Source organism: Mycobacterium aquaticum, from assembly GCF_002086485.1.
Taxonomy (GTDB): domain Bacteria; phylum Actinomycetota; class Actinomycetes; order Mycobacteriales; family Mycobacteriaceae; genus Mycobacterium; species Mycobacterium aquaticum.
In genome coordinates this window covers 203,160-221,141 of sequence record NZ_MVHF01000002.1, presented here as the reverse complement: position 1 = coordinate 221,141, position 17,982 = coordinate 203,160, and the positions used below count along the sequence as shown (strand labels likewise).

Sequence of the window (17,982 nt, the reverse complement as noted above, 5' to 3'; positions counted from 1 at the left end):
CTCCGCCGGTCGTTGTGCTCCTGTCCGCACAGGTCGCGGACGGATCAGCAGCGATGACAGCAACCCTACGGCCGGGGCCATCCATTAGACAAAGACAGAAAGTTGGTGCAAGGCATAAGCTTCTTCGTATGTCTGAAATGGAATCATCGGCGTTCGTCAGCCTGCGGCAGCTGCGTTTCTGGCTGGTGATTATCGAAGAAGGATCGGTTACGGCAGCGGCGCGGCGGCTGTCAATCTCGCAGCCGGCGCTGTCGCAACACCTGCGGGCGCTGGAACGGCAACTGGGCGGGCCACTGCTGGAACGACTGCCTCGCGGGGTCCAGCCCACTCCCCTCGGGCGCTCCCTGCTAGGCGACGCACGGGACGCGCTCGCGGCGGCGCAACGGCTCGAAAGGCACGCGCGCAGCGCCCAAGCGTTGGAGACCGGAGTGCTTGAAGTCGCGACGCTGCCGTCGTTGGTCGACAGCACACTGCTCGAGCCGCTCCGCCGCTGGCATCTTGAACACACGGGAACCTCGATCCGATTGCACGAGTTTCCGCTGGGCCGGCTGCTGGATGACGCAGTGGCTGGCGGCACCGCCGATGTGGCGGTCAGCAACCGGCCGAATCGCTGGAGCGGGCCGGTTGTGCACCTCGGGTGGGAGCAATTCGTCGTGCTGCTCCCGCCCGGGGATCCTGCGGCCTCCCAGTCGGGCCCCATCGTGTTGAGCGAGCTGGCCGAGCGTGACTGGGTCCTGTACGAACCGGCCAACGGACTCGCCGACTTCGTCGCGATCGCGTGCGCCAAGGCCGGCTTTGTACCGCGCCCTGCCTTGCTCACCTCTCAGGTACAGGCTGCCGCGCGGCTCGCCGCCGCCGGCCTCGGGCCCGCTCTGGTGCCCTCACACAACGTGCCGCCCGAATTATCCAGTGCGGCAAGACCGCTGGATCCTCCGGTCATCTGGGAACTGACCGCCTTTGCTCGGACCACGTTCTCGCCGATTGCTGCAGCGTTTATCACGCAGCTGCGAAAACAACCCTGGGCCAAGCGCCCGAAGAACGCCATAGTGCTGCCCGGACCGAGCGACCACCATATGGATTCGGTTATGTGACCACTCAGATTTTCGTCTTTGTATGATGCGTCACGCGATCCTAGGCTCCGACTACACCGGGCCACAGCCCGATGTGCGCCCCAGGGTCACGGTGACCGACGTTATCGGGGTGCGAGCGCTTTCCGCCGTGTTCATCGTTGAGGTGAGCAGGGGAAAATCGATCCGCACCCGGCGCTGGGCTCGACTCCTTCGAACACAGATATGAGGACAGCGATGCCAGACTGTGCAGACTCCAGCAAGGAAACAGCCGGGCCCCGCGAGATAGGCCAGACGCGGCGATGGGTCATCCTCACCGCGGTGTGTCTCGGTTTCGTGGTGATGGCACTGAACTGGTTCAGCATCGCCGTGGTATTCCCGCAGATCGAAGACCACTTCGCGCTCGGGGTGCCCGAGTTGACGCTGTTGATCTCGGCTTTCTTGGTCGGTGTCGGCGTCTTCCATTTCGCCAGTGGCCTACTCGCCAAATGGCTGGGTCTGCGCCTCGTCCTCGTCCTCGGTCTGGCGATCGCCAGCGCGGCGCCGATTTTTTCCGGCCTGGCGTCGACGTATCTTCAATTGTTGCTCACCCGCTTCGTCGCCGGCATCGGCACCTCGATCTTCATCGCGATCGGGATCGCCGCGGTCAGTGTGTGGTACCGCGACAAGCACCTGGCGCTGGCGCTGGGCGTGCTGTCGGCCGGCTACTCCGTCGGAACCGCAGTCGGTCTGTACGGGTGGGAATTCGTCACCGACTCCGTCGGCTGGCGCGCTGCCCTAGTGGTAGGGGGTGCGCTCGGCCTTTTGATCACCATACTGATCGCTGCTGTGTACGTCGCCCCGCCCGGTAACGATCATCTGGCCGGTGAGCGGATCACTGTCGAGTCACTGCGGCAGACATTGGGTAACAGCCAACTCTGGCTCTACGGCGTAGCGTTCTTGGGAACCTACGGCGCGTTCTTTGTTGCCTCGCAGATGCTGGGCGAATACGGCGACAGCACCGGGAGATTCAGTTCCGGACAGGTCGGGGTCGCCATGCTGCTGCTGGGCCTGGCCGGAATCCCGGGCAGCGTCGTGGGCGGGTGGTGGAGTGATCGACTCGGCCAGCGTCGCTCGTTCATCCTCGCGGCAGTGCTGGTGCAGGGGCTGCTGCTGCTGGCAATACCGGTCACCCCTGGCAGCCTGCTCTGGCTCTCGGCCGCCGGCATCGGATTCGCCTTCAATGGAGGCTGGGCGGTGTGGCAGTGTGTGCCCGGCAGCGCTGGCGGGGTGAAATCGGAGGACATCGGCACCGCGATCGGGCTGATGCTGACGATCACCGCCATCGGTGGCTTTCTGATTCCGTGGATCTATGGCCATGTCGTGACGGCACTCGGCTACACCTGGGCATGGGCGTTCCTGGGTGCGGTCGGAATCGGTTGCGGCGCTGTAGGTCTACTAGCGCACGAACCGCGCGGCGGGGAAGTGGTCGAACCTGGTCGCGTCGAGATGGTCGAGCGGCGGCCCGCAGGCCGGTGACCACCGCTGGTCGATGCCAACGGCACGGCGTCTCTCCGAATACCCTCGATCGGAGAGACGCCGTCGTTGTCGGTGGCCTCACCGTGACGGTCAGCGGCGTGCTACAACCCGACCCATTCCGACGTCGTGTCGCCGAAGTGCTGTCGTTTCCAGATCGGCACTTCGTGTTTGATCCGTTCCACCAGCTCCGCGCATGCGGTGAAGGCGTCGCCACGATGGACGGCCCCCGCCGCAGCAACCGCCGCGAGGTCACCGACGATGAGCTGGCCCACACGGTGCACGGCGGTCGCTGCCACACCGGTCGTTTCGGCTACCTCGCGGCAACAAGCGCGCAGAAACCGTTCGGCGTCCGGGTGGGCGTGATAGTCCAGGCTGAAACAACTTGTTCTGCATCATGATTACGGACCACACCCACAAAGGTGACTACGGCACCGTGTGCGGGTGAAGCGATCGCCGCTTCGACGACAGCAGGATCCAGCGGTGCGCTCGTGATCCTGGCCAGTGCGCTAGCGTCCACTATCGCAAGCGGTGGTGCCGGTGAGGGTGCCGATCTCGTTCCGGAACTCCTGGCGTAGTGCGGTCTTGTCGGTCTCATCCAGCCACGCACCATCGATGGCGGCGAGGGAAAGCTCGGTCATGCGGGCGCGATCAAACTCGAGCGATCCGGCGGCCCAGACGTATTCGTCGGCGAGGCTACCGAAGCCGTCGAAGGCGGGGTCGTCGGACGAAAGCGATATCGACATGCCCGCGTCGAGCATGGCTGCTACCGGTGATGTGACACGGCGGCTGGGCGGGAGGGCCGGAGGATCCAGCGGCCAGCAGGCGGGCTGGGTGATCGCAATGCTCCAGGAGAAGATGCAGGTGAAGTGGATTCCGGCCTCAATCGCGCGCTGGGTCAAGTCTGCATCGGTCGTGATCGCGTATCCGTGGTCGATGCGTGTGCATCCGAGGATGTCGATTGCTTCGGCGATTGACTGGGCGGTGCCGTACTCGCCGGCGTGGGCGGTGCCGGGGAGACCCGCCTTGGCGGCGATTTCGTACGCTTCGCGGAACGCAGGGAGATGTTCTTCGTCATAGTCACTTGCCAAACCGGCGATTTCGTCGGTGCGGTAGGAGACCACCTGTTGCGCCAACGCCGCTGCCGCGGCCGCTGAACAGTCCCTGTTGATCGCTGGTATCAGCCGGCCGATCACCCTTCGATCGACCGCAGCGGCACGTATTCCGTCGATCAGGCCGTCGACCATCGTCCGGTAGGAAACGCCGGGGTGGTTCATCGGATGAAAGAACATTTCGCGATAGCGCACGTTTGCCTGGTCTGCCGCGGTGATCAGCGAGTCGTACGCCGCACGACTGAAATCCTCTGCGGTCTGCAGTACCCCGCAGACCTGATCGAACCGCTCCAGAAAACTCTCGAAGACGGCCAGCCCGTAGAAGTCGTCGGGTGTGTCTATGCGGCGCTGGTACTTTCGCGCAAACCCTTGGCCGATCCAGCTCGGCATATGCTCGGCCAATCGCTGAAACTCATCTTCACCGATGTCCACCTGGTACAGCTCGGCGGCATCGTATGTCGGGAGGGGAGCACCGTTGCGCCGTGCGAGTTCGATCATCGTCGCCGCAGGCACGCTGCCTTCCAGATGGCAGTGCAACTCCGCCTTCGGCAATGCCCGCAGGTAGGAGGTGTCGTCGAGAACTGTCTCGGTCATCGCTGCCGACCCTACCCCCAGCTCCACAACTCCGGATGGCGCGCGAGAAGCTCGTTCATCATGTCGACGCATTCCTCAAGATCGAGGACCACAACGTCCACTCCGTGTGCGCGCAGGTGTTCCTCGCTGCTCTGCCAGCTCCGGTTCTCACCGATTACCACACGCGGAACCTGATGCAGCAGCACCGCTCCGGCACACATCTGACACGGTGACATCGTCGTGTACAGGGTGCAGCGAGCGTAGACGTCGGGGGGCTGTGGCCCGGCGTTTTCGAGGCAGTCCGTTTCGGCGTGCCGGATCACGCTGGACTGCTGGACGAGGCGGTTGCGGCCGACGCCCAGAACCGTGCCGTCACAGACCAGGGCAGCGCCGATCGGTAGGCCGCCCTCGCGCGCTCCTATGCGGGCCTGCTCGACGGCCAGGCTCATGAACTGGAGATCCTGGTTCACCGGAAGCCTCCGTTCGCGATCCAACATTGGTGGTCCTCGTTGTTGTGTGCGTGAATGGGTCCGGTTGCCGCGTGCAAGGGCTCGCCGCAGCGCCCGGACCGGGTTGAGATGATCTCGGCGAGAATGGAAACCGCGGTCTCACTCGGGGTGTTCGCGCCGATATCGAGTCCCAATGGGCTCGATATACGCGAAATCTCGGTCTCGGATACTCCGGCGGCACGGAGTCGCTCGACCCGGTCGGCGTGGGTGCGTCGGGAACCGAGAGCACCGATGTAGCCGACGTGTGGGAGCCGCAGGGCGGCCTGTAGCGCCGGTACGTCGAATCTCGGTTCATGGGTGAGCACGGTGATGGCTGTGCGTGAATCGATCCGCCCGGCGCTGGCTTCACCGGTCAGGTATCGATGCGGCCAGTCGACAATCACGTCGTGCGCAGCGGAGAACCGTTGCGGGGTAGTGAATGTTGCCCGTGCGTCACAGACGGTCACGTGGTAGCCGGTGGCCGCGCCAACGCCCGCCAGAGCTGTGGCGAACTCGCTGGCTCCGAAGATCAGCAAGCGCGGCGGCGGGACCAGGACGTGGAAGAAGACCTGCAAGTCGTTGCCGGGGCGAGTGCCGTCGGCTCCGTAGCCCACCAACTGGGATTGCCCGGTGCCCAACAGTGCCCGGGCATCGCCGGCGATACTTCGGTCGGCAGCGGGGAACCCAGTTGTTCCGGAGAGGCCCTGTGAGGAGACGATCAGGCGCGCGCCACGCGCACCGGCAATCACGGTGGCGACGGTCAGCGGCCGGAGCGCACGCACCGCCTCGGCCACCTCATCGAGCTCGGGGAAGGTAGATCGGTCGATCCGCTCGATAAAGACGTCGATCTCACCCCCGCAGGTCAGTCCGGCGCTGAATGCGGCCTCGTCGGCGATGCCGTAGTGCCGGCAGGTGGCGTCGGCACCGTCGAGGATCTGCTGTCCGATCTCGTAGACATCGCTTTCCACGCAGCCACCTGAGACGCTGCCTACCACCTCACCCTCCGCGGTGATCAGCATCGCCGCGCCCGCAGCAAGCGGTGCCGACTTGTGAGTCGATACCACTGTGGCGAGAACGGCGGTCTGATCCGCCTGCCACGCCCGCAACAACTCTGCGAGAACCTCATGCATGTGCGAGCCTGCCGACGATGAAAACTGGTGTTACAGATGGCGGTGTCATAGTGCCATTGCTCCGATACGCCGGTGGCCAACTAGCCGAGGATCTCCGTGGACAATTCGGTGAGCACCTCGACCGCGTCGTTGAGTTGGCTCAGCGAGACCCGCTCGTCGACACAGTGGCATTCGGCCACGTCGCCCGGGCCGAACGTCACTGCCTCCATGCCGGCATCGTTGACCAGATTGCGCACGTCACAGGAGAAGGGGGTGCCGATGATCGGCGGCGGAGTGCCCAGAACCCGTCCTGCCACTCGTTGCAGCTGCAGTGCCAATCCGGCGTCGGTGGGGATCTCGGCGGGCTCGAACGGGTAGGGCAAATGGTCGAGTTCGTAGTCAAACTCGGGATCCTCGCGGCGCACCTGCTCAAGGAATCCACGTAGTTTCTCGAGTTCGGCGGCCACGGTTTCGCCCGGCACGAGTCGGCGGTCGAGGTAAAGATCGCAGTAGTCGGCCACCGCGTTCTGCTTGACGCCGCCTTTGACCACGGTCGGGGTACAAGAGCCGCTGCCGAGCAGGGGGTGTTGGGTTTCGAGCACCTTGGTGCGATAGCCGAACACGGCGTCGAGGACCTTGGAGAGCTTGGCCACCGGGTTGAGACCGGCCTCGGCGCGGCTGGCGTGGATGGAGCGGCCGTTGATACGAATGTGCACCATCATCAGCCCGCGTGTGGCAACCGACACTTCGAGCTGTGTCGGTTCGGTGACGACACCGAAATCGCCGACATGTCCGGCCTGAACTAGTCCGAGTGTGCCCGGCTCACCGGACTCCTCGCCTGCGGCGAAGTGCAGCACCAGGTCGCCCTTGACCTTCTGGGATCGCTGCAACAGGGTGTGTGCGACGGCAATCTGGACGGCGAGGCCGGCCTTCATGTCGGAGGCGCCGCGCCCGTACATGTAACCGTCGCGGATCGTGGCCGCGAACGGGTCGACGGTCCAGCGCTGCTCGTCGTCGACCGGAACGGTGTCGAGGTGCCCGTTGAGAACCAAACGCGGTCCGCCACCGGATCCCTTGATCGTGACGGCAACGCTGGGGCGCCCGGGCAGGAGGGTGTCGACGAAATCGATCTCTGCCGGTGTGCCGTCGAACCACCTGGCGACCCGTTGCGCGATGGCCGCCTCATAGATTCCGGGATTCACGCTGGGGGTAGAGATCAGGTCGGCGAGCGCGCGGGCAGCAAGGGTCTGATCCGGTGCTCGCTGCTCTGAGTGATTGCTGGCGATTGTCATGGCGATCCGCTCCTTTAGGTAACTGGTGGTGGTGAAACAACGGGTGGCGCATACGCGCTGGCGATGCGCAGCACGGTTCTGTCGTCATGTAGGTGTCCGGCGATCTGCAGCCCGACAGGAAGTCCTTGCGCGGTCACACCGCACGGGACGCTGATCGCGGGCTGACCGGTGAGGTTGAACGCGCAGGTGAACGCGACCAACTGGGAGAGGTCGTCGACTGGGTTGAGCTCGGCCAGCAGCGGGGGTGGCCGGGTAATGGTCGGCGACACGAAGGCGTCAAGCCCTTCCTGCTGTAACGCCCCGGATAACGCGGCATTGATCCGTGTCCGGACCTGTTGAGCCGACCCACGGTCGACGTCTGAGGTGTTCAGGCCGACGGTGATGAGGTCCCGGACCGCGGGATGATAGTCAGCGCACCGACGCGAGAATCGACCACGATTTCCTTCGGCGAGCTCGGCCGCAAAGTACGTTGCGACTGCAGCGGGTGCGTCGCCTAGTTCAGGAAGATCGACCGAAATCAGCGTCGCCCCTAGGGCGGCCAGCCGGTCGAGTGCGGCCTCGAACAGGACGCCGACCTCGCGATCGAGTTTTAGGCCTCCGACCCGAACGACTCCGAGTCTCATGGTGGGCGGCTTGAGCAGATTCCGCGAGATAGGCTCTGAGGCAAGGGCATCGAGGATCAGACCAATATCGGTGACCGAACGGGCGAGAATCCCAGCGTGATCGATCGACGGCGCGGTCGCGCCCCGGACCACGCCCCGGGTGCTCAGCAGGCCGCGGGTCGGTTTGAACCCTACGGTGCCGGTCGCAGACGCTGGAATTCGTACCGACCCGGCGGCGTCGGTACCGATCGCGAACAACGCCGAACCGACGGCCACCGACGCGGCAGATCCGCAGCTCGAGCCGCCCGGATAGTAGGCGGGTGCATGCGGGTTACGTGTGGGAGCCTCGTCGACACCGCAAGTCAGTTCATGGGTGACATGCTTACCGATAAGTACCGCGCCGGCACGACGCAAAGCTGCCACGACTACGGCATCGCGGTGTGTGATGTTGTCCGCGAACGCTTTTGACCCACACGCTGTCGGCAAGCCTGCGACGGCGAAGACATCCTTGACCCCGAAGGGAATACCGTGCAGCGGCCCTCGGACTCGACAGCGGTCGGCCCGCTTCGCATCTCGACGGGCTCTATCGAGATCGAGCGAGGCGTAGGCATGCACATGTGGTTCTGTTGCCGCGAGTCGATCGATCACCTGCTCGAGTAGTTCGACTGCTGTTGTTTCCCCCTTCCGAAGGGCGTCGCCGGCAGCTTCGACGGTGCACCAATCGCTCAGCTGCGTCGAGCTCATTCGCGTGTCTCTCCCCTCATGGTCGCGGCGGCGGCACCGTCCAGGCGCAGCGTGGCGCCGCTCATGCGGGCCGCCTCCGCAGATACCAACCACGCGACCAGCGCAGCGACGTCACTGGCCTGGCCGTGCCGGCCGGAGGGAGCCGGCGCCCATCGGCTGTCGTTCTCGGCGTGATGGGCGAATCCCGTGGCCGTGGATTGCATGCCGGGATGCGTGGCGCCGGGGCAGACTGCGTTGCATCGGATGCCGTGCGGCGCACCCTCGGCGGCATACAGTTCGGAAAGCGTCAGCAGCGCAGCCTTCGTTGCCGAATACGCGGGAAGTTTGTGTATGCCGCGGATCGCGCCGTCGGAGGCGATGTTGACGATGCTGCCGCTTCGCTGCTCGCGCATGATCGCGAAGGCGGCCCGCGAGTAGCGAAACGCTGCGGTTAGGTTGACCTCGAACAGTTCCTGCAGTGCCGAGTCGGGGGTGGTCTCGAGTGGTCCCTCGTAGACGATGGCGGCGTTGTTGACGAGCAGATCGAGCCGACCGCCAAGCCAGGCGAGCGCTTCGTACATCGCCCTGTCGGTCGCGGCACGGTCGGCGGAATCGGCCCGGATGAACGCCGCCTCGGCGCCGACCGCGACGGCGAGACCGCGTTCGTTGTTGCGTCCTGTGAAGGCAACCCGAAAGCCTTCGGCGCGAAGCCTTTCCACGATGGCGCGACCGATACCCGAGGTGCCACCCGTGACGAGCGCCGTTGGCGGTGTGGTCATACGGCCGCCACCGCCCAAGCCCGTGCGGCGGCCCGCATGCCGCCGTCCACCGCCAGACTCGCACCGGTGCAGAACGCCGCAGCCTCGGACAGGAAGTAGCCGACGGCACCGGCGACGTCGGCTGGTTGCACGAGCCGCCCGAGCGGGGGCCGGAACTGGGTCGGGGTGGCGTTTGCGTCTTGGGCCTCCCCATTCCCATCCGCGGCGATGAGCACCGACGTGTCGTCCGGGCATACAGAGTTGACCCGCACACCGTGGCGGGCGCCTTCCATCGCCAGCATTTCCGCCAGCATCACCAATGACCGTTTGGTCACGGCATACGCACCGGCACCGGTATCCGGCCACAGCGCGGCCGCCGAGGACACGATGACGATCGATCCGCCGCCGGCGTCACGCAGCGCGGGCAGACATTCGGTGGCGTAGGCGAATGGTGCGAACACGTTGGTTTCGAGCAGCTCATCCCAGTCCGCGTCGGGCGTCTCCGCCAGCGGGCCCTTGCACATCACACCGGTGGCGATGACGAGTGCGTCTAAACCGCCGAGTCGATCCACGGCAGCGCAGACCGATTCACGGACCTGCTTCGGATCGCGTTCGTCGACATCTAGGAGCACCACGTCGGCCCGGTCGGCAAGTGCCTGGTTGTGCTCGTCGGCGGGACCAGTAAGCGCGATCCGCGCACCGCCGCGGCGCAAGCGCTCGGCGATCGACACCCCGATCGCCGACGTTGCGCCGGTGAGAAGAACCCGCTGGCCGGACATCACTTCCCCAGGGGCAGTTCGGTGATGGCGCCGTCACCAGCGAGAGCCGGATTGGCTTTGCGCCAGACGTCGATCGGGTTGTTCGCCTTCCACCGCTCGGCGTAGTCACCAAGGCAACCGAATTCCACGTTGTCGAACTGTTTGACGTATTCGACGAATCGTTCGAGCAGCAGCATGCGGTGGCCCCGGCCGCTGGATTGCGGGTGGATGGTCAGGTTGAACACGCCTCCCGGGCAGTGAGTGCGGGCGTAATCGAGGTCGCCCGTCCAGATTTCCTCGGCCACCGACGGTGCGGTCAACCCGCCGAGCTGGCCCCAGACGAACTCAAACAGCGGCACATCGTCGAGCGGCCACGCAACCGGTAGGCCGACTACTTCGGTGAGCTGCCCGAACTCGTACGGTTCATTGGCCGGCCACCGGTCACCTTTACGGACGTAGACCGGCAGGAAGTCGGTCGCCATCCGGCTGCCGTCATAGAGGAAGCCGAATTCTTCCACCAAGGCGAAGGTGTCGGCGCTGGTGTTCCAGGCCGGCGACACGTGACCACGCGGATGCACACCGACCACGTGGTCGAGCGCCTCCAAACCACGCTCGAAGATCCGTCGCTGGCCCGCCAGATCGAACTCGCGTGGATCCTCGTGAACCCAGCCGTGGTAGGCGATCTCGTGACCGAGGCCGTGAATCTTCTTGGTCAGCTCCGGGTATGCCAGAGCTGTATGCCCCGGAATTAGGAACGTCGAGCGAATGTCGTTGGTGGCGAGCAGTTCCAGGATGCGGTCGGTGGCTACCGCGTCGAACTCGCCGCGCGAAATCATGCTCGGGTTGTCACTCTTGAACGACGTGGTCCACAGCGACAACGCATCCATGCCCACTGTCAGGCAGCAGGTCAGCTTTGCTTCGGCGTTCATGCCTGCCTCCCGCGGTCGAAGCCGGTCGGCGGGTGAACTTCACATATGTGCATCACGTTTTCCTCTGGGTCGTAGAAGGAGCGGAATCGGTACCAGATCCCGTTGAAATCACCGTCCGGGGCGGACGGCAGCACATGGCCTGCGCCGAATACGACGGTGTCGTCGGCCCATTTCACCCCGTGCGCGTCGAGTGTGGTGATCGCTTCGTCGAGGTCGTCGACCTGGGCGGCGAACGAGTGCACGCCGGCGGGATCCTGCGCATAGTTCGATGTACGCCGGCGCCCGGTCCGCTCAGCCTCCGGGACGCTGAGCAGCACCAGATCGACGTCGCCGCACATGAACATGGCCCAGCCGCGGTCCGGCCGGTAACCGTGCGGATGCAACGGCAGACCGAGCACATCCCGATAGAACGCGACCATCCGGGGGAAGTCGTTCACAACCACGTCGATGTTGTCGAGCCGCTTGAGTTTCAACGGCGCCGTCTTGGTCGGATTGATGGTCATCGCAGTGGCACCGCCACGCACGGCATCGGCGCACCGGTCGCGCCGAACAGTTTCATCGGCAGCCCGACGAAGGCGAACTCGTAGAGCCGTTCGGCCGCAAGTTCTTCCATGTTGACGACCTCGATGATCTGGGCGCCGGCGGTGGCCAGCATGTAGCAGTGCACCGGCGCATATTCGCCGTGATAGGGCTGAGGTTCGAGGCCGATGTTGTCGCCGGCGATGCTCATCGCACCGGCTTCCTCGCACAGCCACTTCGCCGAGGCAACGTTGATGCCCGGCGACCCGGCGAGGTAGGCGTCCCGATCGGGCCAGCGGCTCATCCGGCCGGTGCGCACCAGCACGACATCACCTTTGCGCAGCTCCACGTTCTGGCGTCGAGCCGCATCCCGCAGGTCATCGGGGGTGATTTCGTAGTGGTCGTCGAGGCACTCCACCTGATGCGCGCCGGCGATGTCCAGCATCACGCCGCGAGCGATGATCGGCGGATAATTGTCCGTGCCACCTTTGGTCCAGACTTTGCTGCCCAAGTGCTTGTCGGCGGTCCAGCCATTCCAGAACAGCCCGTGGTATCCCATGTGATTGAGCGTGTCGATGTGCGTGCCGCAATGGGTATACATCGAGATGGCATCACCTGCGTACGAGTACTTCTCGTGAATCTCAGGCCCGTAACCGGACCGGCCGTCAACGATCGAACCCTGTGGCGTATGGGTCATCCAGATGTCGAACGGCGGGTCGCCCGCCTCCGACCATGACGGCATCCCCGGGAAGTAATCGACGGCGAGGTCGAAGACTTTACGTCCATCCAACCGGTCGATGATCGCGCCGACCGACTGCGGATGAAGCCAATTGAGACGGCCGATCTCGTCGTCAGGACCCCACGGGCTCTTCGATACGACCAGCCCATCCTTGTCGAGCAGCGGCGCGGGGCGAAGCTCGTTGCCTGTTTCCGCCGGGTCGGTCCAACGGAAATCGGCGGTGACTCCACACATTGATTTCTCCCTCTGGTGGTGAACGACGGACTAAGCGTCGCGAAACATGGCATTGCACAAGACCTTCGGCTGCAGGCCCCAGGGTCCTGGGCGGTGCAATCGCAGCCTACGACCAGCTGGAGCCATTAGACAAAGATGAATTTGGACACATTCACATAGGCATCTACTTATGAGACAGATCGAGTCGTTCCGCTATACGTAAATGCTTATCTTCACGGCAGGATTTCGGTCTTTGTTGAATGGATCACGCCGCCTTAGGCTCGTTCCATCGCCGCACAGGTTCCGCCTCGATAGAGGAAATCACATCTGCGGCAGATCATCTCGCGGCAGCAGCCTGCACTTTCAACGTATATGGAAGGCCCTAAATAATGACCAATCTTGCCTCCGACCGGAGCGACGGCGCGACATTGCCCCCCATTTCCCCGGAGCCGCAGCAAGAACACCGCCCCGTCAGATGGTTGGGTACACCGTTCGCCGCACGCACCGCCGCGCTGAACCGCAATGCGTTGTGGATGTCGTGGGATCGAATGATGATCGCCGACGTCTTCACTGACTTGTCCGAAGAACTTCACACCATTCGAACCGGCGTCGCGATCGGCGACATGTCGCCGTTGTCGAAGTACGAGATCCACGGAAAGGACGCGGTGACGGTCGTCGACCGACTCATCACCCGTGACGCCAGCAAACTGCAGATCGGACAGACGTATTACACACCCTGGTGCAACGACGAGGGCAAGCTGGTCAACGACGGGCTGGTCATACGAGTCGACGCATCGACGTTCCGCCTATCTGCCGATCCCAACCTGCTCTGGTTGCGCCATTGCGCCGAGGGATACGACGTTGAAATCCACGACCTCACAGAGGATTACGGAATCATTACCCTGCAGGGGCCGAAGTCAACAGAGGTGCTGGAGGCGGCGTCGGGCGCAGACTGGGGCGATCTGCGATTCTCACGGCTCCGAACAACCTCGATCGGTGGCTGCGACGTCGACGTACTGCGACAAGGTTTCACCGGCGAAGTGGGCTATGAACTGTGGATGCGAGCAGAAGACGGCATATCGGTGTGGGACGCCGTGTTTGACGCCGGGGAGCGCTACGACATCAAGCCTGCCGGCGGTCTCGCCGAAGATGTCGCCAGGATCGAGGCAGGGCTGCTGATCGTCGGCTACGACTACACGGCCGCCGGACTCGATTCCCAAGGCGCATCCGTGCAGGTCGCAGCCCGGTACGAGGCCACCCCGTTCGAGCTGGGGTTAGGGCGCCTCGTCGACTTCTCCAAGGAAGAGTTCATCGGAAAGGCGGCGCTGGTCAGGGAGGCGGCCACAGGCAGTCGTACGCACAACGTCGGTCTGGAGATCGACTGGCGCACGATCGTTCGAGAATGCGAGCGCCGTAACGCAGCACCGCCGAACTTCGGTAGGGTGCGGTGGGTTCCGCTTCCCTTGAAGGGCGACGCAGTTGGGAATCAGCGTGCTTCGAGCATCACGTGGAGTCCCACCACAGGGAAATTGATCGGTTTCGGTCACGTGCCACCGGCATCCGCCGCCCCCGGCAATACCGTCACGGTCCTGTGGCCGATCGGTGAAGAACAGGTCGACGTACCGGCAGTCGTGGTCGATCTTCCATTCGTGACCAGGCGTCGTTCCACGTCGCTGTCCTGAAAGGGCAATTCGATGCTTAACATCGATCAAGTCGACCCGCTGAGCAGGCTGCTGCAGAACGCGCGACTCGAAATCCTTCCACTGTCGGGCATCCGCGAAACGGTGCTTGCATCGATCCCGGAGGGATCAACCCTCACGATTACGTGCTCACCCAAGCACGGGGTGCAGCGGACTGTCGAGACCGCCGAGTTCTTCGCCGCACATGGCTACGAGGTAATTCCCCACCTAGCCGCAAGCCAAATACAGGACCAGAGCCACCTCTCCCAGATCGTTGCCCGCCTATCCGCCAGTGGAATTGATGAAGTGTTCGCCATCGGCGGCGACGGGCAACGGGCCGGTGACTCAACCTATTCCAGCGCAGCAGACCTGATCGAAGATATGCTGGAGCTGCCGGGTCACCCCTCGCGCATCGGTATTGCCGGCTATCCCGAGGGCCATCCCGAAATATCATCCGACGACCTGGCCCACGCATTACGCCGTAAGGCTCGATACGCCTCGTACATCGTTCCGCAGATGTGTTTCGACCCGTCGATCATGCGAACGTGGATCGAATCGGTGGCCACCACTTATCCAGCGCTTCCCATGGTCCTCAGCGCCCCCGGTGCCGTGGCCCGGCGCAAACTGATGGAGATGTCACCACGAATCGGGGTGGGCAACTCGGTCCGCTACTTGTCGAAGAACAAACGCACAATGGCGAAACTACTGCTCCACAAGATGTTCACACCCGACGAGTTACTCGAGGACGTCCTCGAGGACACCGCAACGGCCACCCGCATCGTCGGGATCCATCTGTTCAGCTTCAATCAGATCCAGGAAACGGAACAATGGCGTCGCCAAACGGTACAGCGACTGACGGCAACGCGGTCACAGGCGTGAGCTGGCATAGCAGATGAGCAATCCGACCACTCATCCGACGGTTGCATCCCACGCACTGTGTCCAGAGGACCAGGTGCTGCGAGACGATCGCCATCGAAGCACCGAAAGTCACGACTTCATCCGGATTGCTCGCATCTGGATCCCGTACGGTGGTGTGCCCGAAGAAGAGGTCTTTATCCGGTTCGGACTGAACCTGCAGCGCTTTGTCGAGAGACTTTGGGAGTTCGTCGCCGGCAGCCGCCACGACCATGATCTGGCGGCTGAGTTGGCAACAATCTATCCCCCGCCGCAGGGGCTTGGCTGTTTGTGTGGCACATCGACCCATCATCGGTGGCAGAGTCGACTCGACGGCTGCCCAGTAAGGACAAGCGAGGGTTAATGAACCCATTCAACCGCGGGATGCTAGATGAATGCACGATTTAGCTTCTTGGCCGTGCTGGGGTTCACAACGACAGGTCGCCGAGCCGCAGCTCCCCTCAGGTTCGGCTCGTCGCTTCATAGACTGGCGGACGCGGCAGACTGGCGAACGCGACTCGATATAGAAGCACCTCTGACACCGAAAGCTGTTAATGGGTCGCCCACGCCTAGACCAACTGGAACAATCTGACACTCAATGGCGAGCGACTAGGCGGCGGCGAGCCGCCTGCCTTCGATGCCTCGGCTATGCCGACCCAGCGCTCGTTGACGTTGACGGCGCTGACTGTCGTCGCCCAAACACCGGTGCCAGACCTAGAAACTCACAGCAAATGTGTAGCATTCAGCAACCCTTGCAGAGCGCAATATCATAATTATGAATCGTCTTATCTTCGTGTGCCCGCTACTCTCCTTGGCCGCACTCCTCACACCAACCCGCACGCTCCGTTTCATTGTGGGCGTGCTGGTTGTGGCCGCTGGTGGAATCGTGGTGGCTAATGGGACATCACCCCCAGCCGCAGCGGACGGATGCGGGCCAGGCTACTACTGGTCTTCGAGCCACCAAACCTGCGTCGAGTCGCCTGACGATTCACCTTCAGCGGTGACCGCGATCTGCCAGGATGGATCGGATTCTCATTCGCAGAGCGCACAAGGAACTTGCTCACACCACGGCGGTGTCACTGAGTGGTGCCCGTGCGCCGGTCTGGCATCGCGACCGACCAACGGCATACCCGTACCGACCGCCACGTTGAACAGAATAGCGGTGTCGCGCTTGCAGTTTCCCTTGCCACCGGACGTCCCGGAGCCCTGTGGCACCGCCGGCAGCCAAGCCGCAGCCGATTCAGTCGCTGTTAATCAGTGGAACTTTGCCACCAGTGATGTCTTACGTCGCACTTACTTGGTCACGTAGACGACGACCTGGTGGTGGGCGTTGATCGAACATCCAGGGGGAGGATCCGTGCTGACCACCGTCCAGTTTGACGCTACCCACACCGATTTGTATTCCGGGTTGGCCGAGGATAATTCGATGTTGGTGATCCCCAGTCCTTTGAGCCGGTCCTCGACGGGCCCGGCGTTCTGACCGATGAGGTCGGGCATCGTGATACGTGAAGCGCTCACATCAGCGTCTATCTGTGTCGGGCAAGGTTTGTCTCGGGCATCACCGGCTGCGGAGCGAATGGGGTCCACAATGAGGATGGCAAGGCCGGAGACGATCCCGACAACGAGAATGCTTGCGGCTCACGTGATGGCAGCTCGGTGCGCCCTGGGTCCCTGCTCACCCGGATTTTCCGTGTCGGAGCTGGTATGCACTGGTACCAGCGATTTTTCGTGGTCCGATTTCGTACAGCGCGCGGCGGCGTCGGCCGAGCGGTGGTTCGTTGTGCAGGTGCCGTGCCGGTAGACCACCGAGTTGCCCGATTTCGTTTCGTATACAGCTCCCGACGCCTGTAGCGAAGCCAGCCGATTAGCATCCTGAGCGGCACGCCGGGCGTTTTTGGCTCGCGCGGTCAAAAACCATCCGACCAGCGCGGCGATGTAGACCACTTCGAAAATCCAGCCGACGACAAATCGCCCGGTGGACGGATTCCACGCACCGCACTGAACTGCGATATAGGTACCCAGCAGATACGGCCACGCCACGATCAAGAGGAAGACCCCTGCAAGGATCACCCACGCGACGTAACCTCCGCCGCCGCCACCCCCACCCCGCCAGGACGTCCCAGCCGAGAACGGGCCAACGCCCACGCCGACGCCACGGGTCGAAATGCCACCGCGGACGCCGAACGCACCACCACCAATCCCCAGACGCACGCCGTGAACGTACAACTCCCGAAGGCCGCATCGGACCAAAATCAACTCAACTCAGCCGCTGGCCTCGGCGTTGACATATGCAGTCCACGAGCTTGCTGGAGACAACAGTTGACGGCACGTATGGTCTTCCTGCCCGCGATCACCGCAAGGTTCACGAAGCATGCATACGAGGCGTTGTCGGGCGCAAGCGACCGTGGCCCGATTACGGCACTTCTGTTGCTGTTCGTGCGAGTCATCACCGCCCTGTGTCCCACCCGCCCCTGTTTGCACGAACTGCTGTCACCGAATTTCTCGGATCCGCAAAGCGACGGCCTGATGTGTGTCACCAGGGACTGTCAGATAAACGGTGGATCTGACTTGGCATGGGTTAGTTGCCAGTCGGAGTGATCCGGCCGTTGAAGGTGATCGCGAACGCGTTCAGCGCGGGCTTCCACCTCATTGCCCATCGTGCCTTACCGCGGCCGGTGGGGTCTAGGGATCTGGTTCTCCAGCACGATAGTCTGACTCGGACACGTGAACGCCAGATAGTCGTAAAACGCCTGTGCGACTGCGCCACTCACTAGCTCGTCCTCACCTCGAATCGCGGCTACTCCGCCGGGGCCATTCCTCCCAGCACCGTCCCCGATAGACGACCCCCCTCTGTCAGCGTCCCGGCAAGTCAGAACTGGAGTATCAAGTGCAACGAATCCTGGATGCGGCAAATCCCGCTGCCCGCAGTACTCCGTAAGTGAGACTGCAAAACCAGCGTGTAATACAGACCGCATGCCTTTACCGCGGTCGGCCCGACTGCGGCAATCTACG

17 protein-coding genes and 2 pseudogenes are annotated in these 17,982 nt (G+C 63.4%); 5 read left to right on the top strand and 14 right to left on the bottom strand.

What is annotated here, in order from left to right:
- Positions 1-128 precede the first annotated feature (128 nt).
- Both BST13_RS02860 and BST13_RS02855 read left to right on the top strand, forming a co-directional pair.
- The gene (locus BST13_RS02860; RefSeq protein ID WP_211295992.1) at positions 129-1,091 is read left to right on the top strand and encodes a LysR family transcriptional regulator; all 963 of its coding nucleotides are present in this window, start codon (positions 129-131) and stop codon (positions 1,089-1,091) included.
- A gap of 213 nt (positions 1,092-1,304) precedes the next feature.
- Entirely contained in the window at positions 1,305-2,585 is a 1,281-nt protein-coding gene (locus BST13_RS02855; protein WP_158087100.1) for an MFS transporter, read from the top strand.
- Between the two features lie 101 nt (positions 2,586-2,686).
- Here the strand turns inward: BST13_RS02855 and BST13_RS02850 are convergent.
- The 11 genes and pseudogenes from BST13_RS02850 to BST13_RS02800 form a co-directional block, all read right to left on the bottom strand.
- Positions 2,687-3,102, bottom strand: a pseudogene (locus BST13_RS02850) (molybdenum cofactor biosynthesis protein MoaE).
- Positions 3,092-4,246: an adenosine deaminase family protein gene (locus BST13_RS02845; RefSeq protein ID WP_142282712.1), complete on the bottom strand. Its 1,155-nt coding sequence runs from the start codon at positions 4,244-4,246 to the stop codon at positions 3,092-3,094. The pseudogene BST13_RS02850 and the gene BST13_RS02845 overlap by 11 nt, the downstream one beginning before the upstream one ends.
- 53 nt (positions 4,247-4,299) lie before the next feature.
- A complete protein-coding gene (locus BST13_RS02840; protein ID WP_245839286.1) occupies positions 4,300-4,737 on the bottom strand; it encodes a nucleoside deaminase in 438 nt (145 codons plus the stop codon).
- Complete coding sequence (locus BST13_RS02835; RefSeq protein ID WP_083160404.1) at positions 4,734-5,885, bottom strand: XdhC family protein; 1,152 nt, start codon at positions 5,883-5,885, stop codon at positions 4,734-4,736. The genes BST13_RS02840 and BST13_RS02835 overlap by 4 nt, the downstream gene beginning before the upstream one ends.
- A gap of 80 nt (positions 5,886-5,965) precedes the next feature.
- A complete protein-coding gene (locus BST13_RS02830) occupies positions 5,966-7,156 on the bottom strand; it encodes a M20 family metallopeptidase (protein WP_083160402.1) in 1,191 nt (396 codons plus the stop codon).
- Positions 7,157-7,170: 14 nt separating this feature from the next.
- Positions 7,171-8,502 carry an amidase gene (locus BST13_RS02825; protein WP_083160400.1) on the bottom strand — a complete coding sequence of 444 codons (1,332 nt, stop codon included), beginning with the start codon at positions 8,500-8,502 and terminating at the stop codon, positions 7,171-7,173.
- Positions 8,499-9,260: an SDR family NAD(P)-dependent oxidoreductase gene (locus tag BST13_RS02820; RefSeq protein WP_083160398.1), complete on the bottom strand. Its 762-nt coding sequence runs from the start codon at positions 9,258-9,260 to the stop codon at positions 8,499-8,501. The genes BST13_RS02825 and BST13_RS02820 overlap by 4 nt, the downstream gene beginning before the upstream one ends.
- Positions 9,257-10,018 carry an SDR family NAD(P)-dependent oxidoreductase gene (locus BST13_RS02815; protein WP_083160396.1) on the bottom strand — a complete coding sequence of 254 codons (762 nt, stop codon included), beginning with the start codon at positions 10,016-10,018 and terminating at the stop codon, positions 9,257-9,259. Before BST13_RS02815 ends, BST13_RS02820 begins: the two co-directional genes overlap by 4 nt.
- Positions 10,018-10,926, bottom strand: a complete 909-nt coding sequence (locus BST13_RS02810) for a polysaccharide deacetylase family protein (protein ID WP_083160394.1) — start codon at positions 10,924-10,926, stop codon at positions 10,018-10,020. The genes BST13_RS02815 and BST13_RS02810 overlap by 1 nt, the downstream gene beginning before the upstream one ends.
- Complete coding sequence (locus tag BST13_RS02805; protein WP_142282711.1) at positions 10,923-11,429, bottom strand: VOC family protein; 507 nt, start codon at positions 11,427-11,429, stop codon at positions 10,923-10,925. Before BST13_RS02805 ends, BST13_RS02810 begins: the two co-directional genes overlap by 4 nt.
- A complete protein-coding gene (locus BST13_RS02800; RefSeq protein ID WP_083160390.1) occupies positions 11,426-12,418 on the bottom strand; it encodes a cyclase family protein in 993 nt (330 codons plus the stop codon). Before BST13_RS02800 ends, BST13_RS02805 begins: the two co-directional genes overlap by 4 nt.
- 458 nt (positions 12,419-12,876) lie before the next feature.
- Between BST13_RS02800 and BST13_RS02795 the strand changes: the two genes are divergently transcribed.
- The 3 genes from BST13_RS02795 to BST13_RS40380 all read left to right on the top strand — a co-directional run bounded on the left by BST13_RS02795 (position 12,877) and on the right by BST13_RS40380 (position 16,279).
- Positions 12,877-14,079: an aminomethyl transferase family protein gene (locus tag BST13_RS02795; RefSeq protein ID WP_211295991.1), complete on the top strand. Its 1,203-nt coding sequence runs from the start codon at positions 12,877-12,879 to the stop codon at positions 14,077-14,079.
- A gap of 12 nt (positions 14,080-14,091) precedes the next feature.
- Positions 14,092-14,955: a methylenetetrahydrofolate reductase gene (locus BST13_RS02790; RefSeq protein WP_083160386.1), complete on the top strand. Its 864-nt coding sequence runs from the start codon at positions 14,092-14,094 to the stop codon at positions 14,953-14,955.
- A gap of 790 nt (positions 14,956-15,745) precedes the next feature.
- Positions 15,746-16,279 (top strand): DUF3761 domain-containing protein, encoded by a 534-nt coding sequence (locus BST13_RS40380; protein WP_083160384.1) that lies wholly within the window; start codon positions 15,746-15,748, stop codon positions 16,277-16,279.
- Here the strand turns inward: BST13_RS40380 and BST13_RS02780 are convergent.
- The 3 genes and pseudogenes from BST13_RS02780 to BST13_RS40375 all read right to left on the bottom strand — a co-directional run.
- On the bottom strand, positions 16,264-16,488 hold the full coding sequence (locus BST13_RS02780; protein ID WP_142282710.1) for a PASTA domain-containing protein: 225 nt from the start codon (positions 16,486-16,488) through the stop codon (positions 16,264-16,266). The genes BST13_RS40380 and BST13_RS02780 overlap by 16 nt on opposite strands.
- A gap of 120 nt (positions 16,489-16,608) precedes the next feature.
- Positions 16,609-17,181, bottom strand: coding sequence for a hypothetical protein (locus BST13_RS02775; RefSeq protein WP_142282709.1), 573 nt, complete (start codon positions 17,179-17,181; stop codon positions 16,609-16,611).
- A 367-nt stretch (positions 17,182-17,548) separates the two neighbouring features.
- Positions 17,549-17,665 (bottom strand): annotated as a pseudogene (locus BST13_RS40375) (hypothetical protein); the annotation flags it as partial.
- Between the last annotated feature and the right edge of the window lie 317 nt (positions 17,666-17,982).

What these genes read in the sequence shown, in the direction of transcription:
- BST13_RS02790 (WP_083160386.1), top strand. Translation starts at nt 14,092, where the DNA reads ATGCTTAACATCGATCAAGTCGACCCGCTGAGCAGGCTGCTGCAGAAC.
- BST13_RS02825 (WP_083160400.1), bottom strand. Translation starts at nt 8,502, where the DNA reads ATGAGCTCGACGCAGCTGAGCGATTGGTGCACCGTCGAAGCTGCCGGC.
- BST13_RS02860 (WP_211295992.1), top strand. Translation starts at nt 129, where the DNA reads ATGTCTGAAATGGAATCATCGGCGTTCGTCAGCCTGCGGCAGCTGCGT.
- BST13_RS02815 (WP_083160396.1), bottom strand. Translation starts at nt 10,018, where the DNA reads ATGTCCGGCCAGCGGGTTCTTCTCACCGGCGCAACGTCGGCGATCGGG.
- BST13_RS40380 (WP_083160384.1), top strand. Translation starts at nt 15,746, where the DNA reads ATGAATCGTCTTATCTTCGTGTGCCCGCTACTCTCCTTGGCCGCACTC.
- BST13_RS02855 (WP_158087100.1), top strand. Translation starts at nt 1,305, where the DNA reads ATGCCAGACTGTGCAGACTCCAGCAAGGAAACAGCCGGGCCCCGCGAG.
- BST13_RS02835 (WP_083160404.1), bottom strand. Translation starts at nt 5,885, where the DNA reads ATGCATGAGGTTCTCGCAGAGTTGTTGCGGGCGTGGCAGGCGGATCAG.
- BST13_RS02820 (WP_083160398.1), bottom strand. Translation starts at nt 9,260, where the DNA reads ATGACCACACCGCCAACGGCGCTCGTCACGGGTGGCACCTCGGGTATC.
- BST13_RS02810 (WP_083160394.1), bottom strand. Translation starts at nt 10,926, where the DNA reads ATGAACGCCGAAGCAAAGCTGACCTGCTGCCTGACAGTGGGCATGGAT.
- BST13_RS02805 (WP_142282711.1), bottom strand. Translation starts at nt 11,429, where the DNA reads ATGACCATCAATCCGACCAAGACGGCGCCGTTGAAACTCAAGCGGCTC.
- BST13_RS02830 (WP_083160402.1), bottom strand. Translation starts at nt 7,156, where the DNA reads ATGACAATCGCCAGCAATCACTCAGAGCAGCGAGCACCGGATCAGACC.
- BST13_RS02800 (WP_083160390.1), bottom strand. Translation starts at nt 12,418, where the DNA reads ATGTGTGGAGTCACCGCCGATTTCCGTTGGACCGACCCGGCGGAAACA.